The organism is Marinobacter alexandrii, from assembly GCF_005871205.1.
Classification (GTDB): Bacteria; Pseudomonadota; Gammaproteobacteria; order Pseudomonadales; family Oleiphilaceae; genus Marinobacter; species Marinobacter alexandrii.
The window spans coordinates 203190-223921 of sequence record NZ_SWKM01000015.1; the positions used below are offsets into that span (position 1 = coordinate 203190).

Here is a 20732-nt window from a genome sequence, read left to right on the forward strand (position 1 = left end):
GTGGGCGGGAACCGGCGCTCTCCTGAACTCGCTGGAGAGCGCCTCGCCAGTCTTATGGACGCTCGTCGATAGGCACCCACTTCGAGTCCGCCGGGCCGGTGTACTCGGCACTGGGGCGGATGATGCGGTTGTTTTCCCGCTGCTCTTTCACGTGTGCGGTCCAACCCGACACCCGAGACATCACAAAAATAGGCGTGAACAGCTCGGTGGGAATACCCATGAAGTGGTAAGCCGACGCGTGGAAGAAATCGGCGTTGCAGAACAGTCTCTTCTCGCGCCACATCACTTCTTCACAACGGACTGACACTGGGTAAAGCACGGTATCGCCCACTTCATCCGCCAGCTTCTTGGACCATTGCTTGATAATGGCATTTCGCGGATCGGATTCCTTGTAGATGGCGTGGCCGAAGCCCATGATCTTGTCTTTCCGGGCCAGCATACCCATCAGGCCTTCTTCTGCCTCATCCGCTGTCTGGAACTTCTGAATCAGCGCCATGGCCGCTTCGTTAGCACCGCCGTGAAGGGGCCCACGCAGGGTACCGATGGCACCGGTCACGCAGCTGTGGATGTCCGAGAGGGTGGACGCACAAACCCGCGCATTGAAGGTGGAGGCGTTAAATTCGTGCTCTGCGTACAGAATCAGAGACACGTTCATCACCTTCTCATGCAGCTCACTGGGCTTCTTGCCGTGCAGCAGCTCCAGGAAGTGGCCGCCGATAGAATCCACATCACTGTCGGTTTCGATCCGCACACCCTCATGGGCAAAGCGGTACCAATAGGTGATGATGGATGGAAAGACCGCCAGCATGCGGTCGATCTTGTCATCCTGCTCAGAGAAGTCCGCCTCGGTTTCCAGGTTGCCCAGCATGGAGCAACCGGTGCGCATGACGTCCATGGGATGGGCGTCTTTCGGGATTTGCTCGAGTACCGTCTTCAGCGCATCCGGCAAGCCACGCAGGCTATGCAGCTTCTGCTTGTAGGCATCAAGCTCCTGACGGTTCGGCAGCTTACCTCGCAAAAGCAGGTAAGCGATCTCTTCAAACTGCGCCTTTTCGGCCAGATCGGCGATTTCATAACCTCGATACGTCAGGCCCGCTCCGGATTGGCCGACAGTACACAAAGCCGTTTGACCGGCGACCTGTCCGCGCAGACCAGCGCCTTCGAGTTTCTTCGCTTCAGCCATTGTTCCTCTCCCTCATCTCAGGATGATCATCAGTCACGTATCAATTTAGTTTTTTTGTTGCTGGAAGAGCTGATCCAGCTTCTGTTCAAACTCGTGGTAGTTCAGGAAATCGTAGAGTTCCATCCGTGTCTGCATGAGGTCAACAACGTCTTTCTGATCACCCTTCTCCAGAATGTTCTGGTAAACCGTCAGGGCCGCCTTGTTCATGGCACGGAAAGCACTCAGCGGATACAGCACCATGTCAGCGCCTGCATCGCCCAGTTCTTTGCGGTTGTATAGAGGTGTGGCGCCAAACTCGGTGATATTGGCCAGAATCGGCACGTCCAACGCCTCTGAAAACGCTTTGTAGTGCTCGAGTTCGGTAACCGCTTCGGCAAAGATTCCGTCTGCCCCGGCCTCAATACAGGCCTTGGCACGCTCAATAGCAGCATTCAGGCCTTCTTTCTGGAAGGCATCGGTACGGGCCATGATAAAGAAGTCATCATTTTCGCGGGCGTCTACGGCCGCTTTTATGCGATCAGCCATCTCTTCCTGGGAGACAATTTCCTTGTTGGGCCGGTGTCCACAGCGCTTCTGGGCAACCTGGTCCTCGATATGGACAGCAGCAGCACCGGCACGTTCCATTTCCCGAATGGTGCGGCCGATATTGAATGCACCACCCCAGCCGGTGTCGATATCCACCAACAGCGGCAGGTCACTGGCTGCAGTAATCCGGCGAACATCCTCAACAACGTCGTTCATGCTGGTCATACCAAGATCAGGCAACCCATAAGAGGCGTTTGCCACGCCGCCACCCGACAGGTAGATGGCTTGATGCCCAACTTTCTGGGCCATCATTGCAGAGTAGGCATTGACGGTTCCAACAATCTGGAGCGGCTTGTTTTCGTTCAGGGCTTTCCGGAAACGTGCACCGGGAGATAGCTTGCTGGACATAGAGCGTTCCCTCTTGGTTCAAATTGGTTCAGATAGTTAACACGCCATCTTGAATCTGTTTTTCAATATTTCGGCGAGCAGCGTTGATGTGTCTCTTCATCAGAAATTCGGCGAGTTCACCGTCGCGCTGGGCGATGGCTTCGACGATACGGCGGTGTTCCCCGAGCGCACGATGGGGGCGCCCGGCTGAGGTGCTTAACCGGTAACGGTACATCCGCACCATGTAATACAGATCGCCCAGTAGCATCTGGGCCAGTTTGGTATTGCGGCTACCGGTGGCGATCCGGTGATGGAAATCGTAATCCCCTTCGGCTTGATAGTAGGCCTGTCCCTGGGCTTCGTCGATCATTTGTTCGTGGGCATCCAGGGTGGCCTGCAGATCAGCAATTTCGCTGTCGGTCATCCGTTCGGCAGCCTGACGCGCAGCCAACCCTTCCATGGTTTCCCGGATTAGATAGAGCTCCATGAGTTCGGCAGCGCTGACCGCCACCACTTTGACACCGGCGTGTGGCCTTCGAACCAGTAAGCCACGGGACTCCAGGCGACCGATCGCCTCCCGCAGCGGCCCACGAGTAAGATTGAAGCGGGTGCAAAGCTCTAGTTCGCCTATTTTTTCGCCAGGCGCGAGTTCACCTTTTACAATTGCCGTTTGCAGACAATCGAACGCTTCGTCAGCTCTAGTGTATACAGGAAGGTGGTTTTCTCTCATGCTTTGTCAACAAAATCGAAGTAATTTTTAGAAAACTACTCCTGAAATCGATTATTGTCAACAAAGCAGCAGTTGAAACAAGGGGGATTGTTAACAGCCCGGCTCAATAGTCAATACAGCTTGCGCTCGTCCATCGGAGGTGGGGAGTACTGATATACCCAGGTTTCTGTCAGCACTTCTTGGCCAACCTTGAGCACCACTGAGATATTGATCGGCTCAAGGGAGTCATCAGGTACAAGATCGAACATCACCCGATACCCTTGAATAGATGCCAGGGGGCGGGCAGACGCGATCTCAACCGAACCACGGCTTACCGTTATTTCAGGCTTAACTCCGGAATCGTCCGCGAGCATGCTAAGCATCCCGCCAGCGAAATCGATGGCAAACCGGCGGGAGAAATACTCGCGTTTCTGACCGACGACACCACCGAGCCCGGTCCGGGTTGCACTTACGGTCGCCAGCTCGGCCTCAACGAATGGCAACTCGGCCCCCCAATTCAGACGATAACCGAACAGGTACTCCTGGCCTGGCTTCAGAGCTTCCTCTGGATTCCAAAAAGCCACGATATTATCGAATGTTTCGTCAACGGTCGGGATCTCAACCAAGTCAATGCGCCCTGCCCCCCAATCGTTCCGTGGCTCCACCCAAAGACTTGGACGGCGCTCGTAAAACACACCATCATCCTGATAGTGATCAAAATCCCTGTCTCGCTGAAGCAACCCGAATCCTTTGGGACTTTTGTCAACAAAACTGTTGTACCTCAACTCCCTTGGATTGACCAATGGCCGCCAGATCCACTCACCATGACCGGTATGCATCGAAAGGCCATCCGAATCATGGATTTCCGGCCGCCAGTCGTAGCCCATACGCCGATCGTTTTCTCCAACCTGATACATACTGGTCAAAGGCGCGATACCTACCCGATCCAGCTGTTTCCGCGGGTACAAAGCAATATCGACGTCCATGACAAAATTGGCACCTGGGTCCAACACAAAGGCATAAGCTCCTGTCACACTCGGTGACTCCAACAAGGCCCACATTCTTAGTGAGCGGGCGCCCGGCTTTGGCTTTTCCAGCCAGTAGGCGGAAAAGCGTGGGAACTCCTCTTCGTCTGGGCTGGCCGTATCAATCGCCAGCCCTCTCGCGGACATGCCATATTGTTTTTCCTTGCCCACTGCCCTGAAGTAGCTTGCTCCGAGAAACGCGGCAAGATCGTATTGGAAGTTACTCTGGTGATGCAGCCGGAAACCGGCAAAACCCAGGTCGGAGGGCAGATCTCCCAACGGCTGCTCGCCGTCATACTCGAAATAGTCCGGATCGTAGGCCAGCTCAGCGGCTTGACCGTCAACGACTTCATGGATTTGCACGGGGGTTTGGAAATACAGCCCCAGATGGAAGAGCTGGATTTGGAACGGCAGAGGGGAATCGCTCCACAGGGCATGCTCGGGCCTGAACCGGATAGCCTGGTAGTCGTCCCAGGACAGATCCTTCAGGGATTCCGGCAATTCTCCTTTTTGAGATCGATAAGTCTGCCCTGCAAGATGCCTGGCATGCCCCTTAAGCCATTCGTAACTGAATGGTGTACTTTCACCTCTGCCGGCATTCCCCCCTTTTCCAGCGGCGTACAGCAGCCCTCCCGGAAGTGCTTGAGCTCCGACGCCCGCCACAAAAAGCTGCAACAATAGTCGTCGATTCATTACTCTAATCTCCCCATGTTTAATCCTGAAACGTTCGCAACGGATTCCCAACACCTTTATCTATGCTTTCCGGTTCGCTGCCGTGCTGCTCAGGGACTGAATACTCTGCCCCCAGTAACTGTCTTTTGGCGCTCTCCAGGCCATACGATGAAGCTCCTTCAACGTCGTCTTATCGCGGGCTATCTGCGCCACCTCCGAGTCGGTGAGCGCACCAGGGCCCTGTTCTATGCAACGGTCACTGATCCGACGGAGCCTGGCCTCCCGAACCGCATTGGAGGTATCCCTTCCCAAAGCCTGGTGGATCTGGTTTATTCCCGGAATCAGGACCGCCTGCTGGAAAGGCGTCAGAACAGCCTCAGGCTTCTCCTCCGATCGATAACAACGGGCACGAGTGAGCAACGGCATTGGACGCTGCTCCTCTGGAATCAGCAGTATCCCCTTGTTAAGCAGCCCAATTCCAAGGGCCTGACGACTGAGCAATACCGACGTCGGTGCGGAAAATATTAACGGCACAGCCACAGGTAATGACCAAAAGAAAAACAAAGGATCAAGGGTCCAGGCAAACCCAGCCCAGCTCGCTCCCACTGCCATCGCAGGCAACTGGGTTTTCAGGCCATCCGACCAGGTCATTTCGTCGGTGCGGTTCTGACCGGCCCACTTCAGCGACAGGTTGAGCAATGCCGCAACGACAAACCGGCTATGGGCCAGCATCCGTATCGGTGCCAGCAGAATCGAGACAACAATCTCGACGAATACGCTGAGCAGCAGGCGGGGCAGCCCACCAAAAGACTTCGCCGTTCGATGAATCATCGAATCGAAGATCGCCAGGAATTTGGGCAGGAACAGCAGCATGAGGGTGCTCAGGGCCAACCCCAGTGCCCATTCGGGGCGCCATTCCGGCCAAAGCGGAAACAGCCCCTGATAACCTTCAGGAAAATAGTCGATCGGCGCCAGCGTCATTTGAGCCGCTTCAATGCTGGTCAGTATCAGGAACGCCAGCCACAGCGGTGACGCGAGATAAGCCATAATGCCATTCAGGAATGCCATGCGGTGGGCAAACCGAATCCCCGGCTCTCGCAACATGATCCACAGATGCTGGAGGTTACCTTTGGCCCATCGATTGTCTCTGGACAATTCGTCTCCCAGGGTTGGAGGCGATTCTTCATAACTTTCGCCAAGGTTCGGCTCCAACCAGACCTCATAACCGGCGCGCCCCATATAGGCGGCTTCAACAAAATCATGGCTCATGATCGGGCCGCCAAACAGGCCACGTCCCGGGAGCTTTCGCAATCCACAGTGCTTCATGAAAGGCTCAATACGCAGAATGGCATTGTGGCCCCAGAAAGCCGCATCGCCCATCTGGATGGCGGCCAGGCCAGTTGCAAATAATGGTGAGTAGAATCGGTTTGCAAATTGCTGGATACGCGCGAACAGGGACTGCCCGTTAATAACGTTGGGGTTGGTTTGCAGGATGCCAACACGGGGTTCACGTTCCATCATCCTGACCATGCGAACCAAGGTACGCCCACTAAGCAGGCTGTCGGCGTCCAATACGATCATATATTTGTGACGACGCCCCCAACGGCGCAGAAAGTCCGCCACATTACCGCTCTTGAAATTCAGATTGACTGGCCTGCGCCGGTAAAAAATTCGTCCCTCGGCGCCCAATTCCCGGATCATATTGTTCCAGGCCACTTGCTCCTCTAGCCAGATATCCGGATTCCGACTATCCGAGAGAATGTAGAACTCGAAGTTGTCCAGCTCACCCTGATCCTCGATATCCCGGTAGACAGCCTTGAGACCATCCAGAGTCCAGCGGACCGGCTCATGGTAGATAGGCAGTATAACGGCGGTTTTTTGAAGCGGGGTGGCGTCCAGTTCGGCATCGGAATGACGCTTAAGACAGGAATATCGATCGCCTCCGGCGAGTCGAATGACAAAGCCCCATACCGCTGTCCAGAAGCCGACAGCAATCCAGGCATACAGAACGGCAAAGAGAAACAGAAGCCCTTGCTCAAGAGTGGTATTGCCATGATAGGGCAAGATCCACAGCAGATAATAGCTGGCCACAGCGGTTTGTCCGAACACCAGCAGCGCCATCAGGGTTCGCCTTACCATCGCCACACGGCGCCAACGTGTGGTTTCAACGGGAGCCACGTCGTTCCCCCGCTGCCGGCGCCCGCGCATAACCAATACTACCCCGCATCAGGGCTGGAGAGACTTCGGCCACGGCGATCTGAGGTTCCGGAAAATAGACCTGCATACGGTCCATGGCTGCATCCAGAACAGCGTTCATTGTGCCGCCTTCCTCCTGTGACGCAGACGCAATGGCGTCATCGATCAATTGCAACAACTGCCGAAAACGGTTACTGGTCATTGCCACACCGGACTCCATCAGATAACCGTAGAGCCGATTGAAAATGTCCTGAAACGCCATGTCATCCATTTGGCATCCTCCCTCTACCCATTCATTCCGGCTGCTGGCGAAGCGCGCTGCCCACTCCGAGCTCATAAGTCCACGTCTCCGTAAGCGGCTCACCATCCAGACTCAGGAATCCCCTGAGTGAGAGGCCCTTACTCCGATCCGGACGGGCCAGAACTGACAACCGCCAAACATCTTTTGCCTCCACGTACTGCACGAAATGCTCAAGCACTTCTACGCCTTCACCTCCGGAGACATTGCTGATGACCGCTGCATCGGCGCCAAGAGGATCGAGAGGTCCGTCTTCAAAATCGATGACAAATCGAAAGGCGTTTTCGGTCGCATCTGCACCTTCACTACCCCCGATAAATGTTGCTGTTGCGTGCCCCGCGGGTTGCTGGCTGATTCCTGGCTGTCCGAAATGTAGTCTGTAGCTGAGCTTATCGGCATCCCCCGCAAGGGCAGGTTCGTCAGGTGTCCAGAACGCGACAATGTTGTCATTCGCTTCGGACTTGCTGGGAATTTCAACCAACGCAACCTGACCACTACCCCAGTCACCCTTAGGTTCCACCCAGCCACTTGGTCGGTTTTCGTAACGGGCTTCGTTGTCTTCATAAGAATTGAACTGCTGGTCTCTCTGCATCAGCCCGAAGCCCGCGAGGCGTTCGACAGTGTGATAGCTCAACCGGAGTTTTTCCGGATTGACCAGCGGGCGCCATAACCATTCGCCGGTAGCCTGGTCGTGAATCACAAGACCATCGGAATCGTGAACTTCCGGACGCCACTGGCCCCGTGGTTTCAAGGAATTTTCGCCGTAGTAGAACATGGACGTCAGCGGTGCCAGGCCCGGTTGTTCGACGTCATTGCGATAAAACAGCCGCGCATCAACGTCAATGACAGTGTTTTTACCGGGCGACACGGTGAATCGATATGCGCCGGTCAGGGATGGGCCGTCCAACAAGCCGAAGATCACCATCTTTTCTGCATCATTGGCGGGACGAACCAGCCAGAACTTGGTGAACGACGGAAATTCCTCTCCTGAAGGCAACCCGGTATTCACGGTCACGGCCCTTCCAGACAGCCCGAACACCTGCCCTTTCCCAACGCCACGGAAATAGCTGGCCCCGCCAAACACCAGAAACTGATTGGAGGATTCAGGGTTTTCCAATGGGTACGTCAGCTTGAATCCCGCGTACCCAAGATCGGCAGGGACCCTTTTTCCAAGTTCTTCATCCGGGTAGCTAAAGTCACTCTTACGGAACGGGACTGCCCTCACACCCTTGCCATCCACTACATTCAATTCCACAGCATGTGAATAAACGCTTCCAGGCTGCACCATCATGATCTGAAACGGAGAACCTGAGTTGCGCCAGATGCTGGATTCTGGCCGAAACTGAATTGACTGGTATCTGGAATAGCTCAGGTCGCGGAGAAACTGGGGTGCCGGTTCGGGAGCCGTGTATTCGGAGGTAGACAAAGTCCGGGCCTGATCAACAACTTCATTAAATGTGAATGCGCGTACTACGCTTGGCATCAGCATTAAACAGACCAACGGAAAAACCGGCCGCCACTTTCTCGAACTCGAATCGATCATCAATTGAACTCCTTGCGCGAATATTCAGGTGCCCATCCTTATGGCCAAGCACCTGATATGAAAAACGATAAGCGCAAAGAGTCACAAGTGACATCTTCGTAAAGGCTCGGTAATTGCTACAGTCCTACAGAAAAAGACAGGGATAAATCTGGACGGGTGGGCACCTCAATCATACCGTCTGATGCCTCAAGAATCTTACCAACGCTCATGGCAGCACTGAAATCACGGGACGCCAGTCTGAGAGAGAGCTCACCCACACTGGCATTTCCGGACCGCTCATCGGAAAAATCCAGATTCGGAGTCCAGCCGCGCAATACCGACATGGTTACCGAGGAGCGAACGGCTGTGAAAAGCGGCAGTTGGAATTTCGGAGTTCCGGCGTGCAATTTGAGCCAACCGCCTTCTGGAGCTTGTCGACTCTTGCCGTTGTACCCGACCGCCAGCGACGAGCCCGCAATAGATTGCCACTCCGACTCTGGTAAATCCTTCCCGGCTAGCTGGTACCGCCCGCCCAGCCCGAATGTCCAATCGTAGGCTTCCTGGCTGAGAGATGCCGACAAGGCTACCTTCTGGAACCGATCCCGGCTTTCTCCTCCACCACCGGTACGATCTACTTCCTGGAAATCCACGCCACCGAAAGCCGCAATGCTGGCAGAGGATGTCAAACCCGATGAGAACCGACGCTCTTTGCGGGCTTCGATTCCGAACTTCGACAACTGATGAAGTGAGTCTTCCTCCCAGCCCTGGCCTTCCGAGACCGTCTTCTCCTCAACTGAATGGGATATCACTCCGCTAACATTCAGGCCGCCCCAGGAGAACCAGGGGCTAGCTCCGGTCAGCTTAAACGCTCGCTGAGAACGATCTGAATCGAATCGGTTCCCAGAACTTACAGAAACCCCTGAGTAATCGCTTGTCTCATAATGAAACCCGAGGGCGATATCCGACAAGGCAATGCCATAGTTAAGCGCCAGTTCGTTCGAGTCCTCACCGTTACGCCAGCCTGTTGAATCCTGATAGTTGATGCCAAAGCGGTGCTGTGCCCAGACAAAGTCACTGCCCACTAGGCCCAGGCTGCCTCTTACCTGATCTCCGTTGGCCTCTGTCTGCCCTGAAAAACGAACCCTGGACGCCACATAGCGCGTCAGAGATTCCAGAACGTTGCCTGCACTGAAATTCAGCATCGGAATGACCTGAGAGGCTGAAGCAGACACCCAACCCGGGAGGACACACAACAGCAGGGCGCTAAAACAAACAGGACGCACTGGCCACCTTTCAGAAAAGAGGTAAATTGGCGGTAATTAGAATGCCGTACTCTATCTGTTCGACCGCCGGAAAGGCCATCCTTTCTTGCCATTCCTTACAAATTTAATGTCATAGTAAACCGTAGCTTATATCGATGTTTGAAAGTCATGTCTAAATGTATCTATTATGTAAGCAGATGGCCTGCAAATTACTTTTCGTTGCGATTCGCCCAGCAGCGCTCCATTTCCCGCCGGAACTTGTTTAAACTCGGTACACCTAATGGATTGCCTTGATCGGAGCGACCAGAACATAGCTTCCGGGGCCGATAACCTGCTCGACTAAGGACTTAAGTAATGATCAAAAAATGCCTGTTCCCTGTTGCCGGCTACGGCACACGATTCCTTCCCGCCACTAAGGCCATGCCCAAAGAAATACTGCCAGTGGTCAATAAACCCCTGGTTCAGTACGGCGTTGAAGAGGCCGCCGAGGCCGGTATCCACGAATTCGGATTCGTAACAGGCCGAGGCAAACGCGCCATCGAAGATCATTTCGACATCAGCTATGAGCTGGAACACCAGATTGCAGGGTCTGGCAAGGAAGATCTGCTGGCGTCAATCCGTGACCTGATTGACAACAATACCTTTGCCTTTACCCGGCAAAACGAGATGAAGGGCCTGGGCCATGCCATTCTGACTGGCCGAAACCTGGTTGGTGACAACCCCTTCGCCGTGGTGCTGGCGGATGATTTTTGTATGGGTCCGGACGGCGATGACGGTGTGCTGGCGCAGATGGTTAAGCTGTATAACCAGTTCCGGTGTTCTATTGTTGCGATTGAAGAAGTTCCAGAAGATGAGACCCACAAATACGGCGTGATAGCAGGCGAGTCGATGAAAGATGGTCTCTATCGCATCACCGACATGGTTGAAAAGCCGGCACCAGAAGATGCGCCCAGCAACCTTGCCATCATCGGCCGGTACATTCTGACACCGGACATTTTTGACATCATTGAGCGGACGCCGGCGGGCAAGAATGGCGAAGTGCAGATTACCGACGCACTGATGGAACAGGCCAAAAACGGCTGCGTACTGGCCTACCAGTTCAAGGGTCGTCGGTTCGATTGCGGCAGCATTGATGGCTTTGTCGAAGCCACCAACTACGTCTATGAGAACATCTACAAGAAGGGCGGCTGACTCATCAGGCGAGCTCTATCCGCCTAGAATCTGAAGGATCATGCGTCGGTTTTCTGCTGTGGCAATGCGGAACCGGCGCAGCAGCTCGGCCTCGTCGTCTGTGAGCTGAATACGGTTAATTTCAAACTCCAGCTCCTTCAACGCCGCGGTCAGATCATCGCTGTTACTGAAAGCCAGGCCTGGCAATTCCAATTGACCGTCACTTCCTGGCTCATCCAGATCAAGCAAATTTTCCAGGGGCGTCTCTGTCTTCAGGCAGAAATCCAGCAACTCGGTAACACCGGGAAAGCTACGGCGCCTCGGGTCTGCTGCCTCCCAACTCGTAACACTTGCCTCATCAACTCCACACATCTGGGCCACATCCCACCGTGAGAGGCGGCCATCGTCCCTAATCTGACGCAACCGACGATTGAACGTTTGCAGGTACCGCATAGTTTGATGGCCTCTACCCTAATCACCGGAACACCCCGTGTCCCGAACAGCTCTGAAATTTAGCGCACATACGATACCACGCACAATGTGCAGCTAACTCATTCACTCCAGGCGCCAGCGCCAATGACCTATCAGTCCTCACCCAGGCTCCTGATTTTGTGATCAACCTCTCAGCCTGGACACATACCGTTACATTCCAGGCTTCAGGCTTTGCCGTCCCGGAACCAAAGCCTGTATGTTTATCAACCAACCAATGACAACAATAAAGGTAAAGACAAATGCCAGGCAAGGTGCTGGTTTTGTTGACCACTGTGGCTACCTGCGTGGTTGCCACCGGCTATTTTCTGTCAGCCGACAATACCGCGACCTTTCGGTGGTTGAGCGGCGGGTTCTCTGAGACAAGCAGTGACATTCGCCCGCAAATCACAGCAAGCCAGCCAACGGTAGCCAGCCGCCTCGCCCCACAACCACCCGGCGATAGCGCTCTCGGCTTCATGCTGGTTTCTGTCGCGGATCAATACAGCCAAAATACCCGATACCCGCCGTGGTCTACACCGCTGACCCAGGCCCAGGCAAACGGCTATCGCGGCAATCACTTCGAACCAGTAACCCTCCCTCTAGGTAATAGTGGTCAGTTCACCGTCACGCTGGAAAAGTACCGCTTTACCAAAGGTGAGCCGATTCTCATTGGCGCCTCAGTCAGCGGCCCCCAGGTCGTCAGGGACAACCTCAAGGCAACCCTTGAGAAGACGCCCACGAGGGATTCCGTCGCCACCACCACGCTGGCCATGTCCGACGACGCAGGTTTCTACCAAGGCAGCCTGGACGGGGACGAAGAGCCCGCGGAATACCGACTGATTGTCGAAGCAAACATTGACGGAAAACCGGTGAGGAATGTGTCCACACTGACCATTGAACCTCACCTGGGTGATTTCGAGGGCCTGTCGGACACCTATCTAACCAACAACAACCTGGTTATCCCTGTTCGCTTTTCGGCGGTTCAATCCGGCCACTATGCCTTATCGGCACAGCTCTACGCTGGCCGGCGCCCGATTGCCCTGTTGCAGGCAGAGCAGCGCCTCACTACGGGTAGCGATACCATTGATCTCAAAGCCCACGGCACGGTCTTGGCGGGTCTTAAGTTGCAGGGGACTCTTACTTTGAGCCATCTACAGATCAGGAAATTACCCGAGAAACCCGGAAACCGAACCCATTACGGGTTCGGACCGGAGCAAGGTTTTTCATTTTCACCACCGGATCTCGACCGTCTGCGAGACACTCCGGCCAGTGATCCCGAATCAGAACAACGGGCGGCACTGCTCCAGCAGCTTGCCGACAAGTTCTGACAACAGGGCCGGGCTGGCCCTATACCGACAGATGTCGGGATGGACCGTCATTGAAGCCTGCAGTGCCTGGGGCTGACGGATAAATCGTCTTGTAAAAAAACAACTCAACGAAGACGGAGCAAACATGATAACAACAAAGATCCCAAATGCCTGTAAGGCCGGGCTCGCGGTGGCCATCGCCGGGAGCCTGTTTGCCGGAGCCGCCCAGGCCCAGTTAGCCGGGCATAACGTAATCCTGGTTCACGGTTTCCAGCAGGAAGACCTCGCGAACCCACCTCCAAATCTACAGGCGGTAAAAAACGCCGGTGAGGATTACTGGCGCACCTTTTGGCTGTCCAGATCAGACGCACGCATCGACTGGGGCAGCAACGGCCGTGTTGAGGGTGAAATTGCCCAACAGGCCTACCAGCAAATGCGCCAGATCAGTCAACAGGGCCTGTGCAATAACTTCTGCATTATCGTCTCTCATTCCACAGGCGACCTGGTGACCCGCTACCTTCTGGAAAATCAGTCGCGCTGGCTACAATCCGAGGGGCTCGCACCGTTAAAAATCCTGGCAGCTATCGATTACTCCGGTGCCGGCGGCGGCACTGAGCTAGCCGACCTTGCACTGAACATCGCCTACAACGACAGTTGGTACAACTGGCCCCTGAAAGCAGCGGTCCAGGCGTTCACCGGGATAGAACCCCAACCGGATAAGCTTGGCGTGGTTAACGACCTGCAGACCAACACCGCCCGGAATCTTGCAATGACTCCGAACGCGATTCCCCGTTTACGGTTTGTTGCCGGCGGGTCCTCATACGGCGGCATTACCAAGCCATTTATCGAAGGAAAAGATGACGGCGTGGTGCCAACACACTCCGCCTGCGGTGCAACCACCGCAGCAGGTATCGATTCCTGCTCGAACAGCCTGAGCATGGCCGGCAAAGTGACCAGCCAGAACGGTCCGGATGGGCTGTGGTACAACCACTTCCCTGTGTTGATGAATGAAGGCGTGTCCCACAGTGGCGTACTTGGCTCAGAAACCGGCAACACCTCAGTACCTGTGGTCAACGATACGACCCTGAACGGACTGAGAGTCGATTTCGCCAGCCGCACTTACAACAAGCGAGCCTGGTGGCAATGGTGGGGCTCCGGCGACCGGTACATTGAAGTGCCAGGATCAAAAGACACCGACATGTCGACTTTGGTCTATTCAACACTGAACAACTAAACCCTCAACCACATGTTATTACAGTGAAAATAAGGCCCAAGGACGGGCCCTTCCAGATACGGGGAAAGCCTCCCACCTTTCTTTTTTAGTTCGCAAACTATACATTGACCCGCTCTCCGTCCCACTGGTCGACGCTCAAGCGGTTACTCATGTCCGATGCTCAAAAATCCGATGCCTTATTGTTCGCCGTTACTCTGATAGCGGCTGTCAGTTGGATTTTTTCCAAAGAGGCGATATTGCTAATGCCTCCCTTGCTTTTCATGGCCGAACGCTTTCTGCTCGCTGGTCTCGTTCTGGCCACGGTAGCGTGGCGCCCTCTAACCCGTCTCAGCGCGGACCAGATTCGTCGAAGTCTCGGCGTTGGCCTGGTGTTTGGGGTCGCCATGACCTTCTGGATCATGGGCCTGTTCCATGGTGAGAGTATGGGTGAAGGGGCATTCCTGACCAGCTTGGGCGTGGTTATCGTGCCAATCCTTGCCAGGCTATTGTTTAAAGAAGAGCAGCCCAGAAGCACCTGGATTGCCATTCCCATTGCGGTTGCCGGGCTAGCGCTATTGTCGCTTAAAAACGGTTTCCGGCCAGAACCAGCCCAACTGTTTTTTGTCGGCGCGGCTTTTATTCTCGCGTTGTACTTCACCATGAACACCCGGGCTGCAAATCAGCGCACGGTGGTCAATCAGAGCGGTGAAACCATCGAGAAACACCGGGTCCCGGCCCTACCGTTAACCAGTTTGGTGCTCACTACAGTAGGATTCGTCACGCTCGCTGCATCATTAGTGCTTGAGCCTTGGCAGCAGGCATTATTCGAGCCATCTGGCGCATTGGTAGGCTGGATCCTGGCCAGCGCCATTATCGGCACTGCAGGTCGTTTCCTGATACAAACCTACGCCCAGAGCCTGTCAGCGCACAGCCATGGCGTCGTAATCCTGATCCTCGAACCGGTATGGGTAAGCCTGTTCGCGGCCGGCTGGTTTGGAGAAACCATGAGCGGCCTGCAGCTTGGCGGCTGTGCACTTATTTTTGCTGCATTATTAGTCAACCGCTGGGGTGCATTCAGCAAAGCGCTCAAGACCTGGCTACGTATGCAGAAAACCTCGTGAAAGTAGTTGACCAAAAACCGTAGAATCAGTATATTGCGTCCCCGTTGCAGGACACAGGACCATAGCTCAGTTGGTTAGAGCGCTGCCTTGACATGGCAGAGGTCGGCAGTTCGAATCTGCCTGGTCCTACCAATTCTGCAGAGAAAGTCAGTTACTTGCGATACCGTAAGAACTGGCTTTTTTTATGTCCGGATTTCTTTAATCTCTCCCCCGGACCTCTTGCCCGGTATTCCCCATGCGAACCACAATCGACTTCACACTGGAACACTCGCAGACTGCGGTCGACGCACTCAGCGAAGCCTCGGGCCTGCCCAAGCAGCGCATCAAAGACGCCATGAACAAGGGCGCCTGCTGGTGGACACAGAAAGGCAAAAGAGTTCGATTGCGCAAAGCCAAAAGAGAAGTCCGCGCCGGCACCCGCCTGCAACTCTTCTACGATGAGGCCGTGCTTGCCAGGAAGCCGGAACCCGCCACCCTGCTGGAAGACCGACGCCGCTACTCCATCTGGTTCAAGCCTCACGGCCTGTTGGCCCAGGGCTCACAGTGGGGCGATCATTGCAGCTTGTTGCGTGAGGCAGAAATGGCGCTTGGCCGGGATTGTTTTCTAATTCATCGCCTGGACGCCGATGCAGCGGGACTTATGCTCATTGCTCACGACTCCAAGGCCGCTGGCGCCCTCTCTCAGTGTTTTTCAGGGCGAGCCATCACCAAGCATTACCAGGCACGGGTGAGTGGCGAGATTACTGCTCAAGATCGACTCATTGATACTCCGATTGACGATAAAGAGGCTATCACCCGGATCTCAATGCTCAGCATTGATCCAACCAACCAGACTACGCTGCTACAGGTAAGCATCGAAACCGGACGAAAACACCAGATCCGGAAGCACCTGGCAGGCATCGGCCACGCCATCATCGGTGACCGGCTTTATGGTCGTCCCGCACAAGAGCCTCTGCAACTATTGGCGTACTTTCTGGAATTCGACTGTCCATTTGAGCGCCGGCGAGTAAAGATCCGCTTGCCAGAGCCTGAATACAGCCTTAAGTAGGTTCTTGGTATGGGTTCAGAGCAGATTGATTGGAAAGTTGGGTGCAGGTCAAGTTGACCCATTCAAATGGAGCAGCCAGCCTATCTACACCCCGCCCTGCCCTTTTGCCAGATAACCTGGAACACGTCGTGAGAAGGTCGCCTTTAGGTTGGCTGATCAGGCCAAATTGCAACCGTTAGAGGAGTTCGGCTCGCACAATTCACAATTATTGCAAAACTCATATAATTTTGAGCTATAGTTCACAAGGCAGTTGATCTTGCTACTGAATTCCAGAGAAGGACCTCACTTACTAACTAATAACAACCTCACAACTCCTTAGCTGGCATTTTGATAAAGGTGGCACCTTTCATGACGAAATTTCTGAACAGGCTTACACTAAAAACGAAACTGTTAGGAAACTCCCTTCTTATCCTTCTCCTCTTTCTCCTCAGCTCGCTTTACTCGATATACGCAATGACGGGCATTGGAGACGAATTAAACACTATAGCCTACGAGGACATTCCTCTTACCTCTGTCGTAACCCAAATCACAACACATCAATTGGAACAGACCATTCTCTTGGAACAGGCGATGAGGTTTGGCCCTGATATTGAAAAACAAGAAACTGAAGAAGAGCGCTTTGAATTGGCCAAAGAACGCTATGATCATTTAGATAAACTTATTCTCGGGGAATTTAAGGAAGCCGAGGAATTAGTTTCTGACATTATCGCGCACACCGATTCCCAAAAAGTTGCCCAAAAGTTCGATTCTGTTCGAAACCTACTCACAGACATTGAATCACAACACGGCCAATTTTCTGATCACGCCCACAAGATGTTTACCGCTTTCAAGCAGGGCAACCCGGCTAAGGCTTTTGGTTTAGCCTCGCAAACAGAAGAAGAAGCTACCAAACTTAATAATGAGCTTCGCGGCCTTTTGTTAGAGATAACTAAATTTACTGAAAACAGCGTAATTATCGCAAAAGCCCATGAGGATACTGCGCTGAAAACAGTCGTGATCCTCACGTCTGTCAGCATAGCGATCGGACTACTCGCAAGCCTTTATATTGCAACGGGCATTATCAAAGGCCTAAATAAAGCGAAACTCACTGCCTCGGGCGACCTAACGCAAGAAATTATTTCAGACAGCGACGACGAAGTAGGCGACCTACTCAATGCCATGAATGGATTGCGTAAAAAGTTACTCAACATGATCGCTCAGATCTCCACGACTACATCTGAACTCGCCTCCGCGTCCGAAGAGATGTCCGTAATTACCAGCCAGACCAGCGAAAAAATTGCCGAGCAAAAGTTAGAAACCGAACAGCTTGCAACAGCCATGAACGAAATGTCAGCAACCTCGCAGGATGTGGCGACCAACATTTCGGAGACCGCCAGCGCAGTACGTGATGCCAGCAAGCATGCGAACAACGGATATAAGACTGTTCAGACTACCGTCGAACAAATACAAAACCTCGCAGACAGGGTGTCTGATTCGTCCAAAGCTATCAGTGACGTAGACAATTACAGCGAAACCATTGGTTCCGTCATTGATGTCATTACGGGTATTGCAGAGCAAACCAATCTCCTTGCCCTGAACGCAGCCATCGAAGCGGCACGAGCGGGAGAACAAGGACGAGGTTTTGCTGTTGTCGCAGACGAAGTCAGAGCACTAGCTGAGCGGACCCGCCAGTCAACTGAAGAAATTAATGAAATGATTTCCAAGCTTCGGCATGTATCGCGGGAAGCTGTATCTTCAATGAACGAAAATCAGTCTCAAGTAAACATTACAGTACTTTCCGCGAATGAGGCAGGAACGGCCTTGCAAGCAATTGATCAATCAATGGAACATATCAATGGAATGGCCACCCAGATTGCCAGCGCATCTGAACAACAGGTAAGCGTTACTGAGGAAATGAACGTAAATCTGAGTCGTATCAATGCCATTTCAAATCAGACAGCGGAAGGCGCAGAAGAAACTGCGTCTGCCAGCCAGAATCTAACTCGAATGGCCACTGATCTCCAATCGATCGTTGAAGAGTTTAGGGTTTAGCAAAGGCAGACAAAAGAGGATAAATAAAAACCGGCGATTCGCCGGTTTTTATTTTCATCTCTGTCTAATCAGACGTTGTAAAACTCACGATACCAGTCAACGAAATTGGCAATGCCCTCTTCCACCGTTGTGCTGGGCTTGTAACCCACATCGGCAATCAGGTCATCCACGTTCGCATAGGTCGCCGGGACATCCCCGGGCTGCAATGGCAGCAGGTTCTTCTCTGCTTTCTTGCCGACACGCTCTTCAATAATTTCAATGAAACGCGACAGCTCAACCGGGTTATTGCTACCGATGTTGTAGATCCGATAAGGACCTTTGCCGGTGCCCGGGTCCGGATCCTCACCAGTCCATTCCGGATTCGGCTCAGCAACATGATCAAGGGTGCGAATTACGCCTTCGACAATGTCATCGATGTAGGTGAAATCGCGTTGGTGCTTGCCGTGATTGAACACATCGATTGGCTCACCCGCCAGAATCTTCTTGGTAAAGATGAACAACGCCATGTCAGGCCTGCCCCAGGGACCGTACACCGTAAAGAAGCGCAGGCCGGTGGTGGGCAGGTTATAGAGATGGCTGTAGGTGTGAGCCATCAGCTCGTTGGCCTTTTTGGAGGCCGCATACAGGCTCAGGGGATGGTCAACGTTGTCATGCACAGAGAAAGGCATGGTTTCGTTGGCGCCGTACACAGAGCTGCTGGAGGCGTAGACAAGGTGTTTGACGTTGTTGTGACGGCAACCTTCCAGGATATTCATGAATCCCACAAGGTTAGCGTCAACATAAGCGTGAGGATTTTCGATGGAGTAGCGAACGCCTGCCTGGGCGGCCAGGTGGACCACGCGCTCAGGTTTGTGCTCCGCAAAGAGCGCCTCCATGGCGCTCCGATCCGCAACATCCTGACGAACCTCGGTAAAACCGGCCTTGCCTGTCAGTCTCGCCAGGCGAGCCTCTTTCAGGTTGACGTCGTAATAGTCGTTGACGTTGTCAACGCCGATCACTTCATCGCCACGGTCCAACAGACGATGCGCCAGGTGCGAGCCGATAAAACCCGCTGTTCCGGTAACGAGAATCTTCACGCTAAACTCCCTTTAAAAAACGACGCCGGCACTGACAAACGGCCCATCGATCTCGACGTCCAATCTGTCGTCATCGTCTTCGTAATCAATAGACATCTGGCGGTAGCCAGCTCGCAATTGAATGACCGCCATCTCAAACTGGCCGTAAGCGTTGAAATCATGGAGGGAATCGCCGCTGTAGCTGACGAAATTGCCTTCAGCACCGATAGACACACCGGTCAACGGCAAATCAAACCGGGCGGCCAAGTAGCCCATTGGCAACACAGCATCAACTTCGGTCTTACTCACCTGAGTTGTTCCCACCTGACGAACAACAAGCTCTCCAGAGAGATCACGAGCAGTCAGACCAAGATCCAGATTGACCCAGTTATCGAGCACTTCGTAGTACAGCGTAAAATCAAGTTGTTCCAGATCCAGTTCGGACTGAACGTCGACACCTGATGCCACATCAATGCCACCAAAATCGGCACCTAGCTCGCCCCGGCCGCTTTGCTGAACCAGAGTGTAGTTGAGCCTAACATTAGGCAGTACAGGGACAGGATGTTCGAAATATAAAGAAGCGTTCGCGTTGGAATCGTTTTCAAGGTCCAGGTCGTTCTCAACATCTACCTCGCCACCGCTCTTGTCTGCGGCCTCACCTGTCAGCTCAGAATCCCAGTAACTTACACTTGCACCAAGGCCTACCACGTCCGCGTGGGCGAATGGTGCAGCCAGAAGCAAGGAGCCACCGGCAGCGACAATCAAGTTACGCATAAAACACCTTTTCTTTGTTGTGTGTCTGGATCAATCGAATTGGATGCCTAAACGGCGCCCCACTTCCTCATAGGTCTCAATCACATCACCCAATCCCTGGCGAAACCGGTCTTTATCCATTTTTTTCCGGGTTTCCTTGTCCCAGATGCGGCAGCCATCGGGGCTGAACTCATCCCCCAACACAATCTCGCCACCACTGCGACCAAACTCCAGTTTGTAGTCCACCAGCAGCATGCCGGCGTCATCAAACAGCGCCTTCAGTACGTCATTCACCTGGTAGGTCAGTTGCTTCATCCGCTCCAGCTCAGCGGCCGAGGCCCAACCAAAGCTGACAGCCAGGGATTCGTTGACCATCGGATCGTGCAGGGCGTCGTTCTTCAGGAACAGCTCATAGGTTGAAGGCGTCAATTCCAGCCCCTCTTCCACACCGATTCGACGGCACAGGCTACCCGCGGAAATGTTCCGCACAACGCACTCCACCGGGATCATGTCGAGCTTTTTCACGATAGATTCTGTCGACGACAGCAGGCCCTCAAAATGAGTAGGCACACCAGCAGCCTCGAGCTTTTCCATTACGAAGGCATTGAACTTGTTGTTCACCATACCTTTGCGGCTGAGCTGCTCTTTCTTTTCGCCGTCAAACGCCGAGGTATCATCCCGAAACTCAAGGATGAATCGGTCTGGATTGTCCGTTTTGTAGACAGACTTTGCCTTGCCGGCGTATAGCTCTTCACGCTTTTCCATTGGGGTCTCCGAAGTGGTG

18 protein-coding genes and 1 tRNA gene are annotated in these 20732 nt (G+C 53.8%); 7 read left to right on the top strand and 12 right to left on the bottom strand.

Going from position 1 to position 20732, the window contains the following annotated elements:
- Window positions 1–52 precede the first annotated feature (52 nt).
- From prpC to FCS96_RS17135, 8 genes are all read right to left on the bottom strand, one after another.
- Window positions 53–1183, bottom strand: a complete 1131-nt coding sequence (prpC, locus tag FCS96_RS17100) for a bifunctional 2-methylcitrate synthase/citrate synthase (protein ID WP_138441588.1) — start codon at window positions 1181–1183, stop codon at window positions 53–55.
- Between the two features lie 45 nt (window positions 1184–1228).
- Window positions 1229–2116 carry a methylisocitrate lyase gene (gene prpB / locus FCS96_RS17105; RefSeq protein ID WP_138441589.1) on the bottom strand — a complete coding sequence of 296 codons (888 nt, stop codon included), beginning with the start codon at window positions 2114–2116 and terminating at the stop codon, window positions 1229–1231.
- Between the two features lie 28 nt (window positions 2117–2144).
- Window positions 2145–2825 (bottom strand): GntR family transcriptional regulator, encoded by a 681-nt coding sequence (locus tag FCS96_RS17110; RefSeq protein WP_138441590.1) that lies wholly within the window; start codon window positions 2823–2825, stop codon window positions 2145–2147.
- Window positions 2826–2935: 110 nt separating this feature from the next.
- On the bottom strand, window positions 2936–4522 hold the full coding sequence (locus tag FCS96_RS17115) for a glucan biosynthesis protein (protein ID WP_138441591.1): 1587 nt from the start codon (window positions 4520–4522) through the stop codon (window positions 2936–2938).
- A 60-nt stretch (window positions 4523–4582) separates the two neighbouring features.
- The gene (mdoH, locus tag FCS96_RS17120; RefSeq protein WP_266094462.1) at window positions 4583–6679 is read right to left on the bottom strand and encodes a glucans biosynthesis glucosyltransferase MdoH; all 2097 of its coding nucleotides are present in this window, start codon (window positions 6677–6679) and stop codon (window positions 4583–4585) included.
- On the bottom strand, window positions 6666–6968 hold the full coding sequence (locus FCS96_RS17125; protein ID WP_138441593.1) for a hypothetical protein: 303 nt from the start codon (window positions 6966–6968) through the stop codon (window positions 6666–6668). The genes mdoH and FCS96_RS17125 overlap by 14 nt, the downstream gene beginning before the upstream one ends.
- Before the next feature lie 22 nt (window positions 6969–6990).
- The gene (locus FCS96_RS17130; RefSeq protein WP_138441594.1) at window positions 6991–8538 is read right to left on the bottom strand and encodes a glucan biosynthesis protein G; all 1548 of its coding nucleotides are present in this window, start codon (window positions 8536–8538) and stop codon (window positions 6991–6993) included.
- 116 nt (window positions 8539–8654) lie between these two features.
- The gene (locus FCS96_RS17135; protein ID WP_138441595.1) at window positions 8655–9719 is read right to left on the bottom strand and encodes a ShlB/FhaC/HecB family protein; all 1065 of its coding nucleotides are present in this window, start codon (window positions 9717–9719) and stop codon (window positions 8655–8657) included.
- 414 nt (window positions 9720–10133) lie between these two features.
- Between FCS96_RS17135 and galU the strand changes: the two genes are divergently transcribed.
- Window positions 10134–10970: a UTP--glucose-1-phosphate uridylyltransferase GalU gene (galU, locus tag FCS96_RS17140; RefSeq protein ID WP_138441596.1), complete on the top strand. Its 837-nt coding sequence runs from the start codon at window positions 10134–10136 to the stop codon at window positions 10968–10970.
- Between the two features lie 15 nt (window positions 10971–10985).
- On the opposite strand, the gene FCS96_RS17145 is transcribed toward galU, so the two are convergent.
- Window positions 10986–11402 (bottom strand): helix-turn-helix domain-containing protein, encoded by a 417-nt coding sequence (locus FCS96_RS17145; RefSeq protein WP_138441597.1) that lies wholly within the window; start codon window positions 11400–11402, stop codon window positions 10986–10988.
- A gap of 278 nt (window positions 11403–11680) precedes the next feature.
- Between FCS96_RS17145 and FCS96_RS17150 the strand changes: the two genes are divergently transcribed.
- The 6 genes from FCS96_RS17150 to FCS96_RS17175 all read left to right on the top strand — a co-directional run bounded on the left by FCS96_RS17150 (window position 11681) and on the right by FCS96_RS17175 (window position 18140).
- Window positions 11681–12748: a hypothetical protein gene (locus FCS96_RS17150; RefSeq protein ID WP_138441598.1), complete on the top strand. Its 1068-nt coding sequence runs from the start codon at window positions 11681–11683 to the stop codon at window positions 12746–12748.
- A gap of 124 nt (window positions 12749–12872) precedes the next feature.
- Window positions 12873–13961, top strand: a complete 1089-nt coding sequence (locus FCS96_RS17155) for a hypothetical protein (protein ID WP_138441599.1) — start codon at window positions 12873–12875, stop codon at window positions 13959–13961.
- Window positions 13962–14110: 149 nt separating this feature from the next.
- Window positions 14111–15061 carry a DMT family transporter gene (locus tag FCS96_RS17160; RefSeq protein WP_138441600.1) on the top strand — a complete coding sequence of 317 codons (951 nt, stop codon included), beginning with the start codon at window positions 14111–14113 and terminating at the stop codon, window positions 15059–15061.
- Between the two features lie 55 nt (window positions 15062–15116).
- A tRNA-Val gene (locus FCS96_RS17165) sits at window positions 15117–15193 on the top strand.
- Window positions 15194–15296: 103 nt separating this feature from the next.
- Window positions 15297–16109, top strand: coding sequence for an RluA family pseudouridine synthase (locus FCS96_RS17170; protein WP_138441601.1), 813 nt, complete (start codon window positions 15297–15299; stop codon window positions 16107–16109).
- A 348-nt stretch (window positions 16110–16457) separates the two neighbouring features.
- Entirely contained in the window at window positions 16458–18140 is a 1683-nt protein-coding gene (locus FCS96_RS17175) for a methyl-accepting chemotaxis protein (RefSeq protein WP_138441602.1), read from the top strand.
- Between the two features lie 68 nt (window positions 18141–18208).
- Here FCS96_RS17175 and FCS96_RS17180 read toward each other — a convergent pair whose 3' ends face one another.
- Genes FCS96_RS17180 through purC form a run of 3 tightly spaced genes read right to left on the bottom strand, consistent with a single transcriptional unit; the run spans window position 18209 to window position 20713 of the window.
- Entirely contained in the window at window positions 18209–19216 is a 1008-nt protein-coding gene (locus FCS96_RS17180; protein ID WP_138441603.1) for an NAD-dependent epimerase, read from the bottom strand.
- Window positions 19217–19228: 12 nt separating this feature from the next.
- Window positions 19229–19969: a TIGR04219 family outer membrane beta-barrel protein gene (locus FCS96_RS17185; protein WP_138441604.1), complete on the bottom strand. Its 741-nt coding sequence runs from the start codon at window positions 19967–19969 to the stop codon at window positions 19229–19231.
- Window positions 19970–19999: 30 nt separating this feature from the next.
- On the bottom strand, window positions 20000–20713 hold the full coding sequence (gene purC / locus FCS96_RS17190; protein ID WP_138441605.1) for a phosphoribosylaminoimidazolesuccinocarboxamide synthase: 714 nt from the start codon (window positions 20711–20713) through the stop codon (window positions 20000–20002).
- Window positions 20714–20732 lie beyond the last annotated feature (19 nt).